The sequence below is a fragment of the Dehalobacter sp. 12DCB1 genome (genome assembly GCF_004343605.1).
GTDB lineage: Bacteria > Bacillota > Desulfitobacteriia > Desulfitobacteriales > Syntrophobotulaceae > Dehalobacter.
In genome coordinates, this window is sequence record NZ_POSF01000011.1 from 32,087 (window position 1) to 48,563 (window position 16,477).

The 16,477-nt window shown below is 41.0% G+C and carries 16 protein-coding genes; all 16 read right to left on the reverse strand.

The genetic code is table 11. The annotated features are described in order from the left end of the window. Positions 1–441: 441 nt before the first annotated feature. Positions 442–1,824 (reverse strand): reductive dehalogenase, encoded by a 1,383-nt coding sequence (locus C1I38_RS03685; RefSeq protein ID WP_119774754.1) that lies wholly within the window; start codon positions 1,822–1,824, stop codon positions 442–444. Between the two features lie 13 nt (positions 1,825–1,837). Beyond that, positions 1,838–2,146, reverse strand: a complete 309-nt coding sequence (locus C1I38_RS03690; RefSeq protein ID WP_119774753.1) for a dehalogenase — start codon at positions 2,144–2,146, stop codon at positions 1,838–1,840. A 236-nt stretch (positions 2,147–2,382) separates the two neighbouring features. Then, positions 2,383–3,075, reverse strand: coding sequence for a Crp/Fnr family transcriptional regulator (locus C1I38_RS03695; RefSeq protein ID WP_119774752.1), 693 nt, complete (start codon positions 3,073–3,075; stop codon positions 2,383–2,385). A gap of 345 nt (positions 3,076–3,420) precedes the next feature. After that, positions 3,421–4,620 carry a 4Fe-4S binding protein gene (locus C1I38_RS03700; protein ID WP_119774751.1) on the reverse strand — a complete coding sequence of 400 codons (1,200 nt, stop codon included), beginning with the start codon at positions 4,618–4,620 and terminating at the stop codon, positions 3,421–3,423. A 44-nt stretch (positions 4,621–4,664) separates the two neighbouring features. After that, positions 4,665–4,988 carry a hypothetical protein gene (locus C1I38_RS03705; RefSeq protein ID WP_119774750.1) on the reverse strand — a complete coding sequence of 108 codons (324 nt, stop codon included), beginning with the start codon at positions 4,986–4,988 and terminating at the stop codon, positions 4,665–4,667. Between the two features lie 16 nt (positions 4,989–5,004). Then, positions 5,005–6,507 carry a reductive dehalogenase domain-containing protein gene (locus tag C1I38_RS03710; protein WP_158582039.1) on the reverse strand — a complete coding sequence of 501 codons (1,503 nt, stop codon included), beginning with the start codon at positions 6,505–6,507 and terminating at the stop codon, positions 5,005–5,007. A 203-nt stretch (positions 6,508–6,710) separates the two neighbouring features. After that, positions 6,711–8,051, reverse strand: coding sequence for a reductive dehalogenase (locus tag C1I38_RS03715; RefSeq protein WP_119774766.1), 1,341 nt, complete (start codon positions 8,049–8,051; stop codon positions 6,711–6,713). Between the two features lie 35 nt (positions 8,052–8,086). Next, on the reverse strand, positions 8,087–8,398 hold the full coding sequence (locus C1I38_RS03720; protein WP_119774748.1) for a dehalogenase: 312 nt from the start codon (positions 8,396–8,398) through the stop codon (positions 8,087–8,089). A gap of 207 nt (positions 8,399–8,605) precedes the next feature. Continuing rightward, complete coding sequence (locus tag C1I38_RS03725) at positions 8,606–9,292, reverse strand: Crp/Fnr family transcriptional regulator (protein WP_119774747.1); 687 nt, start codon at positions 9,290–9,292, stop codon at positions 8,606–8,608. A 339-nt stretch (positions 9,293–9,631) separates the two neighbouring features. Continuing rightward, entirely contained in the window at positions 9,632–9,937 is a 306-nt protein-coding gene (locus C1I38_RS03730; protein WP_119774745.1) for a dehalogenase, read from the reverse strand. Positions 9,938–10,129: 192 nt separating this feature from the next. Then, entirely contained in the window at positions 10,130–10,810 is a 681-nt protein-coding gene (locus C1I38_RS03735; RefSeq protein WP_119774743.1) for a DUF1638 domain-containing protein, read from the reverse strand. Between the two features lie 301 nt (positions 10,811–11,111). Next, entirely contained in the window at positions 11,112–12,701 is a 1,590-nt protein-coding gene (gene groL / locus C1I38_RS03740; protein ID WP_119774742.1) for a chaperonin GroEL, read from the reverse strand. A 29-nt stretch (positions 12,702–12,730) separates the two neighbouring features. Continuing rightward, entirely contained in the window at positions 12,731–12,880 is a 150-nt protein-coding gene (locus tag C1I38_RS13990; protein ID WP_158582038.1) for a hypothetical protein, read from the reverse strand. Further along, complete coding sequence (locus tag C1I38_RS03745; protein WP_199698222.1) at positions 12,873–14,072, reverse strand: 4Fe-4S binding protein; 1,200 nt, start codon at positions 14,070–14,072, stop codon at positions 12,873–12,875. The genes C1I38_RS13990 and C1I38_RS03745 overlap by 8 nt, the downstream gene beginning before the upstream one ends. A 59-nt stretch (positions 14,073–14,131) precedes the next feature. Continuing rightward, positions 14,132–15,745, reverse strand: a complete 1,614-nt coding sequence (locus tag C1I38_RS03750) for a molecular chaperone GroEL (RefSeq protein WP_199698221.1) — start codon at positions 15,743–15,745, stop codon at positions 14,132–14,134. Continuing rightward, the gene (locus tag C1I38_RS03755; protein ID WP_119774741.1) at positions 15,742–16,155 is read right to left on the reverse strand and encodes a YlqD family protein; all 414 of its coding nucleotides are present in this window, start codon (positions 16,153–16,155) and stop codon (positions 15,742–15,744) included. The genes C1I38_RS03750 and C1I38_RS03755 overlap by 4 nt, the downstream gene beginning before the upstream one ends. Between the last annotated feature and the right edge of the window lie 322 nt (positions 16,156–16,477).

Consider the following 16,477-nt stretch of genomic DNA (forward strand, 5'->3'; position numbering starts at 1 on the left):
TGGCAAAAAATTTATGTCGTCTATAGGATAATTGTTTACATACGCTAAATTAATAATAGCATATACTAAAAAACAAAACTATATTATTAACGTAGGTTAATAATATTCATAAGAAAATTTTGTACACTATATTATTTGCTTTTCTGCTTATATAATTCAAGCAAATTGGAAGAGGTTATTGACAAAATAATTCTTACGAATATTAACAAACACTAAAATATTCAAATTTAATTTAGGACTATAATCTAAGTGGTTTTATCTCTCTTATAAAATAGGCAATTGAAAAATACGTGGTATTTTATCCCAATAATAAGAATTCTGGTAAGAAACGCGATGCAATTCCAGAGGATTTTCTGAAGGTCCACTGCATAAAAAAGATGCCCTAAAAGTTTTTAGTACTTTCAGGACACCCTCTTAAAATAAATCACAAATTAAGCAATATCACTTAACTGGTATCTGAAATTTATAATTTTCCGGCCACTCCAGCCACCATTGATATTGGGTAAGATCTTCGGTTCCGTAGCCAAACATATCGTCAATTGTTTTAAGAAATGTTGAAGCTGTCTCGCCTTTACTGCCAATCCACAGTCCGGCCTCATGGAACCAGGAGTCTTCCTTGGAATTCCAGGGACATACTTTGATACATCTTCCGCAGTTAACACCCTCATCGTTAGCACAGCGGAATACCGCACACTTCTTAGAATCGCTATTCCAACGGAGGTAACCATTATGCGGTATAGGATCATCATCAAAGGTAATCGCTTGGGCAGGACAGTTATCCGCACACTTTTTACATACTCTGCAGAAATCCAGCATGCCAAAATCAATTGGTTTATCTGCTACCAAAGGCAAATCTGTCGTAACTGCCGAAGATTTATGGCGGAAACCAATACGGGGATGGGCCGCAGAGTCACCTGTTCGGGTAAGTTCGCCCATTCCGGCAGCGATTAGACAAGGCGTTATAACAACCTCGTAATTTACATAATGCTGTGCCCTGGCATTATAACCCAGGCTACGAATATAATTTGCCATGATGACCGCCGCATTGGCAGCAGCATGGTAGGACCGCATGGATTGGACAACTGCAATACCGTCATACCCTGTAGATGCCATACTCGTTTCCAAATGCTGCTCTACTGCCAAACAAATAACGTAAGGTAATTTATCTTTGATAGGAACATCAGTCATTGGCGCCTGAGATGGGACAGCGCCGGTAACATAAGCACCTAAAGGTGGGGCTTGGGTACCTTTATAATAAGCGTAATGAGGCATAACGCCGATACCCACCTCGTCGCATCGAAGATAATACCCGAAATCTTTAATATGTTGGGACATCTGTTCCGGGTCCGGAATCTCGAATTTGTTTGGATTTGGCTTGCCACTGACCATTGCCGCTGAAGCAAGTGGTGACATCGGTACTTGAAAAGAAGCCGCCATAGGATATCTTTTGCCTTGTGAAATTAATCCGTACTTTGCTTTATCGCCTAATAATCCTCTGAAAGCTAAAGCAAATCCAGCGTCTTTCTCGTTTGTTTGAATTACTGGCCCAACAAGTTTGGATGTACCTAACCATTGATCGTTAATTTCAGCATAACGTACAGAAGCACCGCCATAGTTGTTAACAGGACGCAATTTCGACCATTGTCCTTTGGCGGGTTGATAGCTTAAACTTGCTGATGCTGCGTTGGCCATCTTGGATGGCGCTGCAATCGCACCCATCACGCCCAGCGCAGCTGCGGCTACCCCGGTTTTCAGAAAACCGCGGCGGCTCACTGAAGCCTCCTGACGGAGTCCTTTTTCTTTATTACCTGAATTTATGGACATTCATTTTCCTCCTTTAAGCCTGTAATGAATTATTGACCTTTTTCTTTGCACCGATAAATCCTAATACACGGGCTAAGACGACAGCCAGAATCAGCGAAATCCCCCCAAACAGGAATATCGCTGTACTTGTAGCTTTGACATGTCCGACACTGGCATTGATGTAAACAAAGGAAATCCCCATACAAGCAACAGCAAAGAAAATAATATATAAGATCCAAATAATTACCGTTTTCCAGGTTTTATCCTGCTTCGCGCGAGGTTTGATAAAAAGGCCACCGGCTAAGAAAAGAATTCCCGCCAAAAAAATTAAGAATGTACTCATTTCTTTCACCTCCCTCTTGACTTATTCGATTGATGATATAACTTTATCAAGTTCATTTTAATTCTTTTTCAATTTTGGATATTAGCAGTTTTTAAGATTTTTAAAATAATTAGATTCCAAAATTATTTATAAACCTGGCATTTGTGATGTTGATTTTTCTTTTTAGAAAAAAGCAAACCCCATGAATTATTTTGATCATGGGGTTTGTTAGCACCTTTATGCAGTCTTTTGGGGCATTACATATAATATTTCAGATTCATGTCAATGGCATCTTTAAGCCTTTGCAAGTCATAGATAATGATTTTATCCGAAGTCTTCCGCATAATTTTCTCTTTCTTCAGCCATCCAAGAATTTTACAGACTGTCACCGAATGAACACCTGTTATTTCTGAAATCATCTTCTGTGTTAACTTAATATCTATTTTATAGACATCATTAACTAACTTTCCTTTGCTTAAGCAAAGTTCATTGATTAGTCTCAAAACCCTGGCAGATGGACTATAAAAGTCCATCTCCTTGGCAACATACATAAAGAAACTACATTTGCACGTAAGATTTGTAATAAATTCGTCATGTGTTTCATCATCTTTTCTAAATATTTCATATAGTTGTTCTTTTGAGAAAAAACAAACCGTACTGTTTTCTTCTGCGACAATGTTCCCAAGAATTACTTGATACGAAAACAAATTATCAACGACACCATGACGGCAAGCATAAAACATTATTTTTTGTTTTTTATCTTCAAAAAAGTTTAAACTTACCTTTCCTGAAACCACATAAATGACTCTGTCAATTTTTTCTCCAGCCGGGATAATAAACTCTCCTTTTTGATATTTACGTAGTACGCCCATATGGACATATTTTTGAAGACCTTTGACAGGATAAAAATTATCTGGGATTATGCAGTAATCTTTGATAATCTCATTCATACGATAACTTCCCCCTCCAAAATAAATGATACGGAGATAATCATTACGTACGCATTAACAAAGTTAGCGCTGGATAACTTTTCTTAGATAATCGTACCATGCCATCTTCAAAAAATCTACATTAAGTTGAATAGTCTTGGTAAGCAGGACAGTTAACAAACCTGGATTAACTACCTGCTATACTTAGATTAAAAAAATGATGGTTTCAAATAATATGCCGAAAAATAAGAAGATATAAAAAATACCCCCTTCAAGCAGGGGATCATGGAATCTAACCCACCGCCTCAAGAGGTGTATCCTTAAGCCTTAATATCCAAGTAGTGAGACTATAGGAATTAAGCAGCTTCACTTTATCAGAGCAGACTTCTCCTGCTTGTCAAATATATCCTTTTCTTTAAAATTAGAGCATCTCTTTCGAATAGCTTTGACCAGGTCCTCGAGTATATCCAAAAAAGCACCGGCCGGACAGAATCCCACGCACCACAATTTTCGGAACAAAAAAGCAGATATAAGCGCAGCAAACAAAATATACCACAAATAATTTTGCGCTTTTAAATCCAGTCCAAAGGCGACCCCAAACGGCTCATAAGTTATTGCGTTGACCTTGGCGGTTATCACCGCTCCCATCAGGACCGCAAATAATAACAGATTGCGTAACCTGGCGAGCCATATTCGCGCTTTTCGGAGCGGTATGTTTTTACCGCTTATTTTGTGAGCCGCTTCTTGTAGCCCGCAAAATGGACAAACATAGAGGCAATATAAATTTTTGCCGGAAAAAAGAATGGGTGCGATAACGCCTGCCAGAACGATATAAAATAGCAAATTCGTTTTGGGTGAAGGCAAATATCCTAAAAACAACGAAGAGAACTGGGCAACAGACAGCGATCTGTTCAGCCAAAATCCGAGAATAATAGTACTGGCTCCTAAGAATATCAAACGATACTTCTGAAGTTTTTTGACTTTGTAAATAACAAAACTCATAGCAAACAGCAAGATAGCCATCATTTCTTTCATACCAAATTGCCACTGAGCTACAGGCTGTTCCGGATTCTGATGAAACGCTACGCGGGCTATACTGTGCGCACTCTCTCTTACGCTGTCGCTCACAGCACGGCTGGCCAAAGTCGCGCCGGTAATGGCATCTAAGTCCTGATTTAACATCAGGATGCTGTTGGCGGGTAAATCCTTATATTGTTTATAGTACCCGCCAGCAGCCAGACGCATCAAGAAGGAGGGGGTCTCATTGTTCCTTAAAATCACCGGTTCCCTCAATTTACCCGAAGGATCAACGATGGTGCCAACCAACATCGGACCGCCATAGCCATTATGGGAACTGAGACCGACATAAGCGATGAGCTTACCGGTTACATCGAATGCCTGGGCCGAACTGTCGGTCATCGGCTCAAACCTTGCTGCTTCCGGAGTTAATTGTTTGTACAAGCCGGCTATCACTTTCTCATCCATTTTTTGTTGGCTGATTCCATAGATATAGCCCCCAATCAAAAAGATAATAGCCACACCTGTAATGATCCACTTTCTTTGCATTCCCCAAAATACCTCCGTGGGGGTCCGTAAAATTATCAGACTTTCTAATTAACGTCCTGTTCGACTGGTTCATTAATTCTTTGTTTTCTTTTTATACCCACAAAAAAGAGCCGGAAAAATACGACACCGCTGATCGCTAACAAAACCAGGAATGTAATGCCGCCACGTAAGGCCACCTGGGGCGACCCCTCACCGATCGCTGTTCCGATAAAGGCAAAAACAATCAGTACGGTAAGCAGCCATAGAATTGACAGCGTCCATTTCCACCACGCCAATTTTTCGCCCTTTTCTTTTTGATAATTAAACAAGGCGTAGATTGCTATCAGAAGGCTAATTATAACCAAACTGTTAATAATAAGTCCAAACATTTCCTTACCTCCTTTTCTAACTTTCTTTTAAGAAATCTTTAGATTCAAAGAACCACGGTTTCTCACCGACGAGGCCATATTGACGTGAGCCTTCCTTATAATGATAATGTTCTGGCGTATTCTCCCCATAGAAAGCCCTCTCCATCCAGGTAAGGCCCTTGGCTGTTAAACCGGTGCGGTCGCGTATCGCAATATCTCTGGCAGTAGTATGCAGCCAGTTGGATTTTTTAGCAAATGGACATACTGCAAGACAGACACGGCAGCCATTGATGGGAACTTCCAGCCAGAAATTATGGCATTGCGCTGCATTGATCTGCCATCCGTCATAACCACGGCCACCAATCTCCTTGGGTCCGTCGAGGGAAATAGAACCGCTTGGGCACTGCTCAGCACAGATCTTACAGTTCATACAGAAATTCCGCACACCGATGTCGATCGGTTTGTCAGGCTCTAAAGGCAGGTTAGTTACAACCATATTTGGACGGAAGTCCGGCCCGAATTCCGGTGTTATGACAAGTCCATTTCGTCCCTGCTCTCCTACTCCGGCAGCCACCAAATGCGGCGGCATAATGAACTCATACCGAGCGTGAGGGGAGTTTTCCCTGGCGGGATAACCGAGCCTTTTCACAAACTCCGACATTCTTGCAGCATAAATGCTTGAATTACCATAACCCTCTAAAGAATGGGAATAGATAGGAGATCCTTTAATCGTCTCCCACGAAAGAGGTTGGCCCATAATAATCCCGTATTGCCAATGCTCCGGGATATCGATGGGCTCTCCGCGTTTATAACCACGGATACTGTCCGGGGCCCGTTCATAGCTCCATTCAGGATTGATTTTGACAATGCGCACGATCGGTGAGCCAAATAAGGTTCCAATTTTTTTAATGAGTCTGCTCATTTCTTTAGGATCTTTGACCTCGTACCTTTTTTTGGCTACGCCTTGAAAATCGCTATCCTTGGAAGAAACCCTGGAAACATGATAACCCATATGAACGCTCTGTGAGAAAAAGTAAGCGCTGGCTATGGACATATCGAAGGCTGTCTCAGCGTTGATCCGGGCGGATCTAGGCAGGACTTCCAGAATATGCCTTAGATCTTCCGCAAAATAGTTCCAACCGTCCCGATCAAGGACACCCTGATAGAATGCAGCCAAATCCTTATCTTTTAGAATACTTAAGGGCGTATTCGCTAGATTGTTTACATCTACCACCGACTTGAGATAAGCATCGAATTTCATTCCCTCCGGTACGTCAAAAGCCTTGCTTAGGGTTGACCTGCGGAGCATCGTATCTGCGTACATCTCTACGCGTTTTGGCGTTCCTACCTTATTGAAAGGGAGTTGATCCGTTTCAAACGGGGTGCGGTCAAAAAGTTCGCCTGGTTCAACGCTCTCCTTCTCCCAACCAGTGTTGGTAGAAGGATCAGCACCGTTCAGATAGCCGGTAATCCCAGCAGAAGCCGCGCCTGTCGCCACCGCTGCTATCCCCGCGAGCTTAAAGAAATCTCTTCTTTCCATATCTTCTTTCTCCTCGTATAATAAATTCATTAATTAATTGTGCATATATATTGATTGTCAAGGAAGGGTGGAGATTTTCGCCGTCCGAAGAATACTACCCGACCTTGACAACAATTTTTATAGGGACAGCTCAATTTTTAGAATCGTCCAATTATACTTATTCCAATCAGAATTTCGAGAAATATGATCCAACTTGAAAAATATTAGCTTGTCAATGTAGTCTTAACTACCTGCAATTTATCCGGAATTTTGTACATTTCCGGCCATTCCAGCCACCATTTGTATTTCTCGATCTGCTCTGTCCCATATCCGAACATATCATCAATGGATTTTAGCAATTTGGCTGATGATTCATTGATGCTTCCGACCCAGGTTCCCGCCTGATGGAACCACGAGTCCTCTTTGGAATTCCATGGGCAGACTTTCATGCACCGTCCGCAGACATTACCTTCTTCGTTTGTTGTCCGGAATATAGCACACTTTTTATAACTGCTGTTCCAGCGCAAGTATCCGTTATATTCCACAGGATCGTCATCATAGGTGATTGCTTGATTGGGACATTCTACTGCACATTTTTTACATACTCTGCAGAATTCCCGCAAGCCAAAGTCGATTGGCTTATCCGGAGCAAGCGGCAAATCCGTAGTAACGCAAGCAGCTTTATACCGGAATCCCAGCTTGGGATGGATACAGGTGTCGCCTGTGCGGGAATTTTCTCCCATCCCTCCTGCGATAAGAGCAGGGGTAAATACCATAATGTTATTGAAAGCATGAGAGGCCCGTGCTTGATAACCAAGATTTCGGATGTAATTCGCTATGATGATGGCCATACCTGCTGTAGAGTGATAAGAATTAAAGGACATCGAACCGCTGATCCCGTCATAACCTGTAGAACCCAACAACGATTCTAAGTTTTGGTCAATCATAACAGTGATGACATAAGGCAACCGTTCAGTCACAGGTACAATGCATTCCTCTACAGGTTTTTTCGCCAAATCAAATAAGTTTAATGTATGGTGGGAATAGTAGGCATATTCCGGCATTTTGCCAATAGATACATCCGCTGCATGCAGAAAGTAACCAAGATCTTTAATATGCATGGACATTTGCTCGGGATCAGGTATCTCCAATTTCTCCGGAGCAGGCGTTCCTTCCACAGCTGCTGGCGAAGAAATAAAACCAGCGGCAACGGCTATTGCTTTAAACAAAGGATATCTCGCAGTAAGGGTCATGTATCCTCGAAATGCCTTATCTCCGAGTTCACCTCTTAAAGCCAGGGCAAAACCATGATCAGACTCATTGAAGTTCTTGATCTTTCCAACGATCTTAGAAGTGCCTAACCATTGATCATTATTTTCCACATAGTGTAATACAGCACTGCCCATATCGTGCACAGGATGCATTTTGGACCATTGTCCTTTTGATGCAGGAGCATATTGCACACTGCTTGCCGCACTTGCCACCTTTCCGGGGACTTTTAATACACCAACGGCTCCCAAGGCTGTCGCTGTCGCACCGGCTTTTAGAAAATTCCTTCGATTCATCTTTGGTTCATTACTCACTTCTTTTCCACCTCTTTTCAAGCTTGTTTAGCACTAATTTTTTTTGTTTTTCCTACAGTGATGAAACCTAACAAGCGTGCCAAAACAACTGCTAGTACGACGGATATTCCTCCAAACAGGAATATGGCAGTACTTGTTGCTTTAACATGTCCTACGGATGCGTTGATGTAAACAAAGGAAACTCCCATACAAGCAATAGCAAAGAAAATAACATATAAGGTCCAAATAATTACCGTCTTCCAAGCCTTATCCTGCTTCGCGCGAGGTTTGATAAAAAGGACACCGGCTAAAAAAAGAATTCCCGCCAAGAAAATTAAGAACGTACTCATTTTTTCACCTCCTCCTGATTTATTCGAATGATGATATAACTTTTATCAAGTTCATTTTAATCCTTTTTCAGTTTTTGACTTTAGCTATACCTAAAATAATAATAGATTATTAATTTTAAGATTTTAAATTATTAAATTTTAAAGTTTTAAATCTATTTTAAATAATAAGCATTAAATGCAAATGCCGCCTTTCGGCGGCATTTGCATTTAATGCTTATTATTTATATTTATCATATCTTTAAGCCTTGGCAAGTCATAAATAATGATTTTATTTGGAGTCTTATGCACAATTTTTTCTTTTTTCAGCCATCCAAAAATTCTACTGACACTAACAAAATGAACACCTGTTATTTCGGAAATCGTCTTTTGTGTTAATTTAATATCTATCTCATAAACATTATCAACAACCTTACCTTTCGTTAAGCAAAGTTCACAAAGCATTCTTAAAACCCTGGCGGTCGGAGTATAAAGGTCCATCTCTTTGGAGACATACATAAAAAAGCCGCATTTACAAGCAAAATTCAAAAGAAAATCTTGATGAGCTTCATCATCCTGTCTAAAAATTTCAAAAAGCTGTTCTTTCGAGAAAAAACAAACCGTACTGTTTTCTTCTGAAACAACATGCATGAGACTAATTTTAAATCCAAACGCCCCATCAATGGGACAATAACGGCATGCATAATACATTAATTTTTGCTTGTTATCTTCGAGAAAGTAAACGCTAACTTTTCCTGAGACCACATAGATGACCCTGTCAAGTACTTCTCCAGGAAAACTAATGGTATCTCCTTTCCGATATTTGCGTACGACTCCCATATGAACATATTTTTGAAGACTTTTAACAGGGTAAAAATTATCTGGGACAATACAATAATCTCTGTTAATATCTGTCATAGATCATTTCCCTCCCAAATAAAATTATGCGCACGACGTAGATAATCGTTACGTATGCATTAATAATATTAGCGTAGGATAACTTTTCTGACATAATCGTACCATGCAATCTTCAAAAAATCTACATTTAATACATAAAAAAGGTGTCCCAAAAGTTATCTTAATGCTTTTGGGATGCCCTTATAAAAACAACTTATTATCGATTGCTTTAAGAAATTTTAAAGGCTGTCCCGCCTTTGCTGCCGCGGCGGCCACCCCGGTTTTCAGAAAGTCGCAGCAACTTGCTGAAAATTCTTGCTTTGGCCCTTTTTATTATCTACGGACATTAATTTTCCTCCTCTAGACCTGTAATGACTCGACCTTTTTCTTTGCACCGATAAATCCTAACACACGGGCTAAGACGACAGCTAGAATCAGCGAAATCCCTCCAAACAGGAATACAGCTGTACTTGTTGCTTTGACATGTCCGACACTGGCATTGATGTAAACAAAGGAAACTCCCATACAAGCGATCACAAAAAAAATAACATATAAGGTCCAAATAATTACTGTTTTCCAAGTCTTATCCTGCTTCACACGAGGTTTGATAAAAAGGACACCGGCTGAAAAAAGAATTCCCGCCAAAAAAATTAAGAATGTACTCATTTTTTCACCTCCCCTTGACTTGTTTGAATTGATAAATTACTTTTATCAAGTTCATTTTAATCCTATTATAGTTTTGTACTTTAGCTATACCTAAGATCAGAAATAATTTGAATTCGATAACCGAACAAGGGAGCGCCGCAAAACCTAAGTTTTGTTGCACTCCCTTGTTGTCTATTGGAATATCTTCAATTATCAAAAATTCGAAAACTTCTTTTCTTCGGTAAGCGTATGCTCAAGTGTTACCGTGTCACCTGGCTTCACCGTAATAAACTCTTCGTCCCACGGTCCAAGAAACAGTTTCTTCAAAAAACGCGATGAGCCCGTAATTGTTTCATGTTGCAATTCTAAGGATTTAGCAAAATTCTCTGTCCGGGCCATGATTTCCTCGGGCTGGCAAGTCTGCGTATCAATGATCATCAATCTTCTATAATGGTGCAGCATGGTCTTAATGATCCTATCGGCTTTGGCTGATCCGTATTTTTCGACATAATGCTGATATTCCGACAATAGGCTCTTTTCATTATCGAGCCATCCCTTGGTCAAAAAATAAGTTCCCATTTCCCTGGAAAGACTCATTCTAAGCTCGTGAGAGCCCAATAATAAAGAAATGCAATCATCCACTTTCGGGATTATCAGAGCAGCCGTGGGTGATGTAAGCCCAACCAGGCTATTACCGCAGTAACCAAAAGCAAAGAGAATGGTATCGACGTTCTCCAGTTGATTAATGGATTCTTGAAGCCTTTTCCGAAGTAAGTCCGGATAGTTGTGAAGGCCCGATTCAATATATAGCACCGGATAGCCTACCCCGGTCTCTTGCAAAGCTAAACGTATTTCATCTTTTATCGTTTGACAGGCAATGATAATCTTGGACATTTTAATCAATTCCTTTCTCAAGATGGAAAACGCATCAAAAGAGCAATGCTTTATTGTATACACGTGTATAGTTTATATTCAATTTAATCATGTTCATATCAAATGTCAATAACCTTTCTCCACATTTATAATAATTATTTTCAGGTAATTATTTTCAATTATATTTAATTGTTTATCGATCTTAGAACTTATAAAAAGAAAGCAGCCTTTATTGCTGCTTTCAGAGAAAAATTCAATAAGATAATTAATATTAAACGACTTAAGGACTTATACATTACATATGATTTTTAAGCTTAAAAGCCTATAAATTCATGAAGTTTGGAGCATTGTTAATAATCAATCCTTCTGCGCCGATAACTAACGTTGCAATAGAGGCAGCATTTTTCAATGCCGTATAAGTTACCTGGACAGGATCAATGATTCCGTTTTCTATCATATCAACGTAGCTATCTTCGGCAGCATTATAACCAAATCCGGCAGGAAGTTCCTGGACGTTTTCAATGACGGAATCCCCGTTTTCGCCGGCATTCTCAACAATCTGGCGTAAAGGCGCCTCCAAAGCCTTTTGGACAATCCGCAGTCCGACCATAGCTTCAGAATCATCCAGCTTGATCTCTGCCAATGCATCCGTTGCTTCGAGCAAAGCGATACCTCCGCCAGGTACAATCCCTTCTTCAATCGCTACCCTTACTGCATTGACAGCATCATCAATCCGATCCTTTTTTTCCTTCATTTCCAGTCTCGTTGCAGCACCGACTTTAATGATGGCTATTCCCCCTTGCAGCCACCCCAACCTTTCCTGAAGTTTCTCTTTTCTCCAGCCGGGAAGCAAAGGCTCATATTCCGCACGTACTTCAGCGCAACGCGCCTCGATTTCTTCTTTGTTACCTTGTCCGCCAATAATGGTCGTATTCTTCGTATCAACCAGAATCCGCTTTGCTCTTCCTAAGTGGTATCCTTGCACTTCTTCAAGTGGGATTCCGGCCTCTTCTGAAATAACCGTGGCACCCGTAATAACCGCTATATCCTGCAAGTAAGCTTTACGCCGCTCCCCATGACCTGGGGTCTGAATAGCAATGACATTCATGGTCCCTTTTTGCTTATTTGCAAGCAGAAGAGCAAGCAAATCAACAGAAATATCTTCAGTAATAATTACAAGCGGCTTGCCGCTTTTTACGACCTCTTCCATGATGGAGAAAATCTCATAGATATAACTAATCTTGGTATCGGTTACAAGAATATACGGATCTTCCAAAACCTCTTCTTTCTTCTCCCAAGACTTCACGATTTTCGGTGTAAAACATCCCTTGTCAAAACGTATCCCTTCCGTAACCTCTAACCGGGTTTTCAGCGCTTGATCTTCTTCCACCATGATCATCCCATGGAAACCAACTTTTTCTACAGCTTCGCTAATAAGCCTCCCGATCTCCGGATCTCCTGACGATACAGTAGCCACCTGCTTAACCTTCTCCAAACTGGATATTTTGACTGCGCTTTTTTGAATAGCCTCAATAGCGCTTTCAATTCCGTTTTCTATCCCGCTGATAAGAGAAGTGGGATTGCTTCCCGCCGCAATATTTTTCATTCCTTCCCGGATCATGGCCTGGGCCAGAACAATCGATGTCGTTGTCCCGTCACCCACCCTGTCGTTGGTCTTGTCCGATACTTCTTTGATAATTTGGCATCCTAAATTTTGGAACCGGTTAGTTGTGGAAATGATACTGGCAATACTAGCCCCGTCGTTTGTAATTTTTGGAAGACCAACCTCCGGGTCTAAAACAACATTTCTTCCTTTTGGTCCCAGTGTAACCTTAACACAAGAGGCGATAAGGTCTATTCCTGCTGCGAGTGATTGTCTGGCCTTCTCCCCGGCCAACAATGTTGTATCCATGTTGATTACCCCTCATTATTCAGAAATCATCAGGCATTCCAATTACTTATCAAAACCAAAACAATCAGCAAGATGGTAAGGCCATACAAAGCAAAAAGCAAAATTGTAGAAGTTTCTGTCTTTTTCTTCCCCACTTCTTGATCTTCAGGTTTCACTACGGTTTCAGCTTTTTCAGACATTCATATTCTCCACCTTTCTAACCTTTTTCTTGGAAGACAACCCAATGATCTCCCGAATTTTCCGTCCCAGTTGTGCGACCTTGTCCACAAATGTCCCAACCGGACAAAATGCAACACACCAGAATCGACGGTAGAAAAAGCTGGTAAGCAATATGACAAAAAGCAAATACCACTGATTACTGGATCCGTTTAAGCCAAATATCGTTCCAAAGGGTTCAAAACTGGAACATGAAGGGTTTACAAAGAGGAAGGCAAAGAACAAAACTAAAAATAAGATAACTTCTTTTATTGTGTGGAACCATTTCACATATTTTCCGATCGGTATATTGACTTTACTAATCATGTGGGTAGCTTCCTGCAAGCCGTGGAAAGGACAAACATACGCACAGTAGATGTTTTTACCGGTTATTAAAGCAGGTGCCAATGCTCCCAACAAAACAAGATACCATATCAGATTTTCGCTCGGAGATGGGAAGTATCCAAGAAGCAGCGCACTGATGTGTCCCATCGATAATGACCTATTTAACCAAAAACCTAAAATAACGATACTAAGTCCCAGAAATACCAACCTGTACTTCGCCAATTGCTTGAAACGTGGTATGAAAACAGAAAGTATAAAAAGTAAAGCAACTGCGACTTCTTTTATTCCTATATTCCAGGAGATCTCTGCTTTTTTAGGTGTAACATTCAATTCTTGGACGGCCACGGTATGCGCAACATCATTCACAGATTTTGCGATAGCCCGTGTGGAAAGCGTTGCCCCCGATACTCTGTCAATGTCAGCGTCCAAAACCAGCGGATCACCCGCATTTTTTTTGGTGTACTGGCGGAAATAGCCGGCCTGGGCTATCTTGTTGAGATAAGAAGGAGTCTCCTTATGCTGCAGGACCACTACATCCTGAATACCCCCGGTCGGATTGATGATAGTCCCTACCATCACGGGCCCCCCATAGCCAACATTACTGCAGATTCCGACATAAGCCATAAGGTTTCCGTCTGCGCCTATTGCCTTGGCTGTCCGGTCACTTATCGAATCAAAATGGTCTGCTTTCGGAAACAACTGCTGGTAATACCCTTGGACGACATTCTGATCCATTTTATTGGCGTGGTACCCATATACCATTGTTAAAACCAAAATTACAATAGCAAATAATGGAATGAATTTTTTAGCGATTAAGATAAATTTTTTCATAAAACTGGCCTCTCTTTTTTATGGCTTGAAACAAATATAAAAGTAATCTGTTTTTTAACCTAAATCATGGTACTTAGATCAATTGTAAACTGATATTGTTTATCAATGACCCCTTCTGTTGTAAGGAGGATCGAAGCAATACCCATAGCCTTGTTCAACGCGGTAACTGTCACAGCAACCGGATCTACGATCCCTTCAGCCATCATGTCTACAAATTTTCCTGACATTGCGTCGTATCCCATGCCAGGTGCTGCCTTGCTGGTCATCTCTACAATTTTGTCTCCGTTACCACCGGTATTACTTACAATCTGGCGTAACGGTACGGCTAGAGCTTGTCGAATGAGACGGATACCGGATAGCTCATCCTCTGAATCCGCTTTTAAATCATCAAGTACTTTTGCTGCCCTTACATAGGTTGTTCCTCCGCCAGGGACGACTCCACTCTCCACCGCCGCTTTCGAAGCCTGTACAGCATCGATAACACGGTCTTTAAGTTCTTTTAGCGCAATTTTCGTATCAGCGCCGACCCTGATAACGGCTATTCCACCAGAAAGCTTGGCGATCCGTTCTTGCAGCTTCTGGCGCTCCCCAGACTCTGATGTTTGTCTGATTAGTGCTCTCAGCTGGTTTGATTTCTCTTCAATCATTTCACTGCTGCCACCACCACCTATTACAGTCGTTTTTTGACGCGTGACAATAATTTTTTCTGCATTACCAAGCATGGATTTCTCAATATTTTCTAACGATAACCCGAGCATTTCCACCAAAACAGAACCGCCTGTCTTGACTGCCAAGTCCTCCAAAATACCAAGACGGTACTCTCCGGTACCTGGAGCCTGAACTGCGATTGCCTTGGCCTCCCTAGCCTCCGTATTATGCGTAATCAGCATTCCCAGCACATCTTTTGTTACTTGCTTTGCTACGATCAACAGCGGCTTTTTCTCCCAGATACACCAATTAAGAACGCGCTTAATTTGCTGGATATTGTCAATCATCTGGTCCGTCATCAAAATATATGGTTTTTCCAAGTTTAGAATCATACGATCGTTTTCCGATAAGAAATACGATGAGAGATAACCACTCTCCAATTCCATACCTTCCGATGTTTCAATGAAAGTACGCCGTTCAATGGTTTCCTGGACGGTTACAATCCCATTCTGTCCGACTTTTTCTACTGCCTGAGCAATAAGTTCTCCAGTCAAGCGGCTTTTAGCTGATATGGACGCAACCTGGGAAACAGTTTCCGGAGTAGCCGGAATGCCTAGCCTTCCAATTTCTTGGCTGACTGCCTGTACGGCCTTTTCCATCCCTTTTTTAAGACGGATCGGGTCTGCTCCCGCTTCGACCAGAGGCATTCCACCCTTCACAATGGCTTGTGCGAGGACGATCGACGTCGTAGTGCCATCGCCGACCATGTCGTTGGTTTGCCTGGCAACTTCCTTACACAAACGGGCTCCTATATTTTCCCTAGGATCGGGCAAATTAATGTGTTTCGCAACCGTTACGCCGTCTTTTGTAACCAGAGGATAACCCATCATCTGCTCAATGACGATGTTTCTCCCTTTAGGCCCAAGCGTTACTTTCACCAAATCAGCTACCTTGTCAACGCCCCTGGCCAGCGCATACCGGGCTTCTTCATTCAATGTAACCGTTGTTTTTTCCTGTGAGGTCATTGCCTTATCTCCACGACAATTCCGTCTTTAAAGACAATTTCAGCTTTGGTCGCCGTTTCCAATTTATCTCCGACCTTCAGTTCATAAGGTCCTTCCACCGAACCGATCACGATTTCTTCACCAGATTTTAGTTCATCAATCGAAACCATATTCATTCTAATTTCGTCCATCCCGACATGAAATTTTGTAGCCTGTGTATCAAATTGCTGCCGGATTTGATTAAGTTGGGTAGCTTCAGCTCCTTTCAACGAGAATTCTGTAAGCATTTTGTTTTTGTTTTCTTCAAACTCCGTCTTTTCATCGTTCAAAGCTACCATTTGTTCGCGCAATTGCTCACGGGTCCTCTCCTTGGATTCTTCCGTTACAATTTGCTTGAGCGTAATCTCTCTAAAAATTTTGATAGATTCCATATGATTTTCTCCTTGTGTTTTATTATGCATTAAAATTTTAACTTAGTTAAACAAATAAATCTTTAAAACATGCTAATTAAGTATATCATAATTGCATATCATGACAATATTTTATCGTATTTTTTGTAAAATAAGAATTATTTTTTGTTAAATAAGAATTAATGTGTCAGTATTTTGCTTTTTCCCTCTCCTTATTTTTCATCTGCTCCTAAATATCCCCACAAAAGGCCATTTTTAACCCCTCCTATTATAAAAAACATTTTTTTATTTGCGTATATTAAAGTGTGATAGACTATTTTATGATAGACTATTCCATGATAAA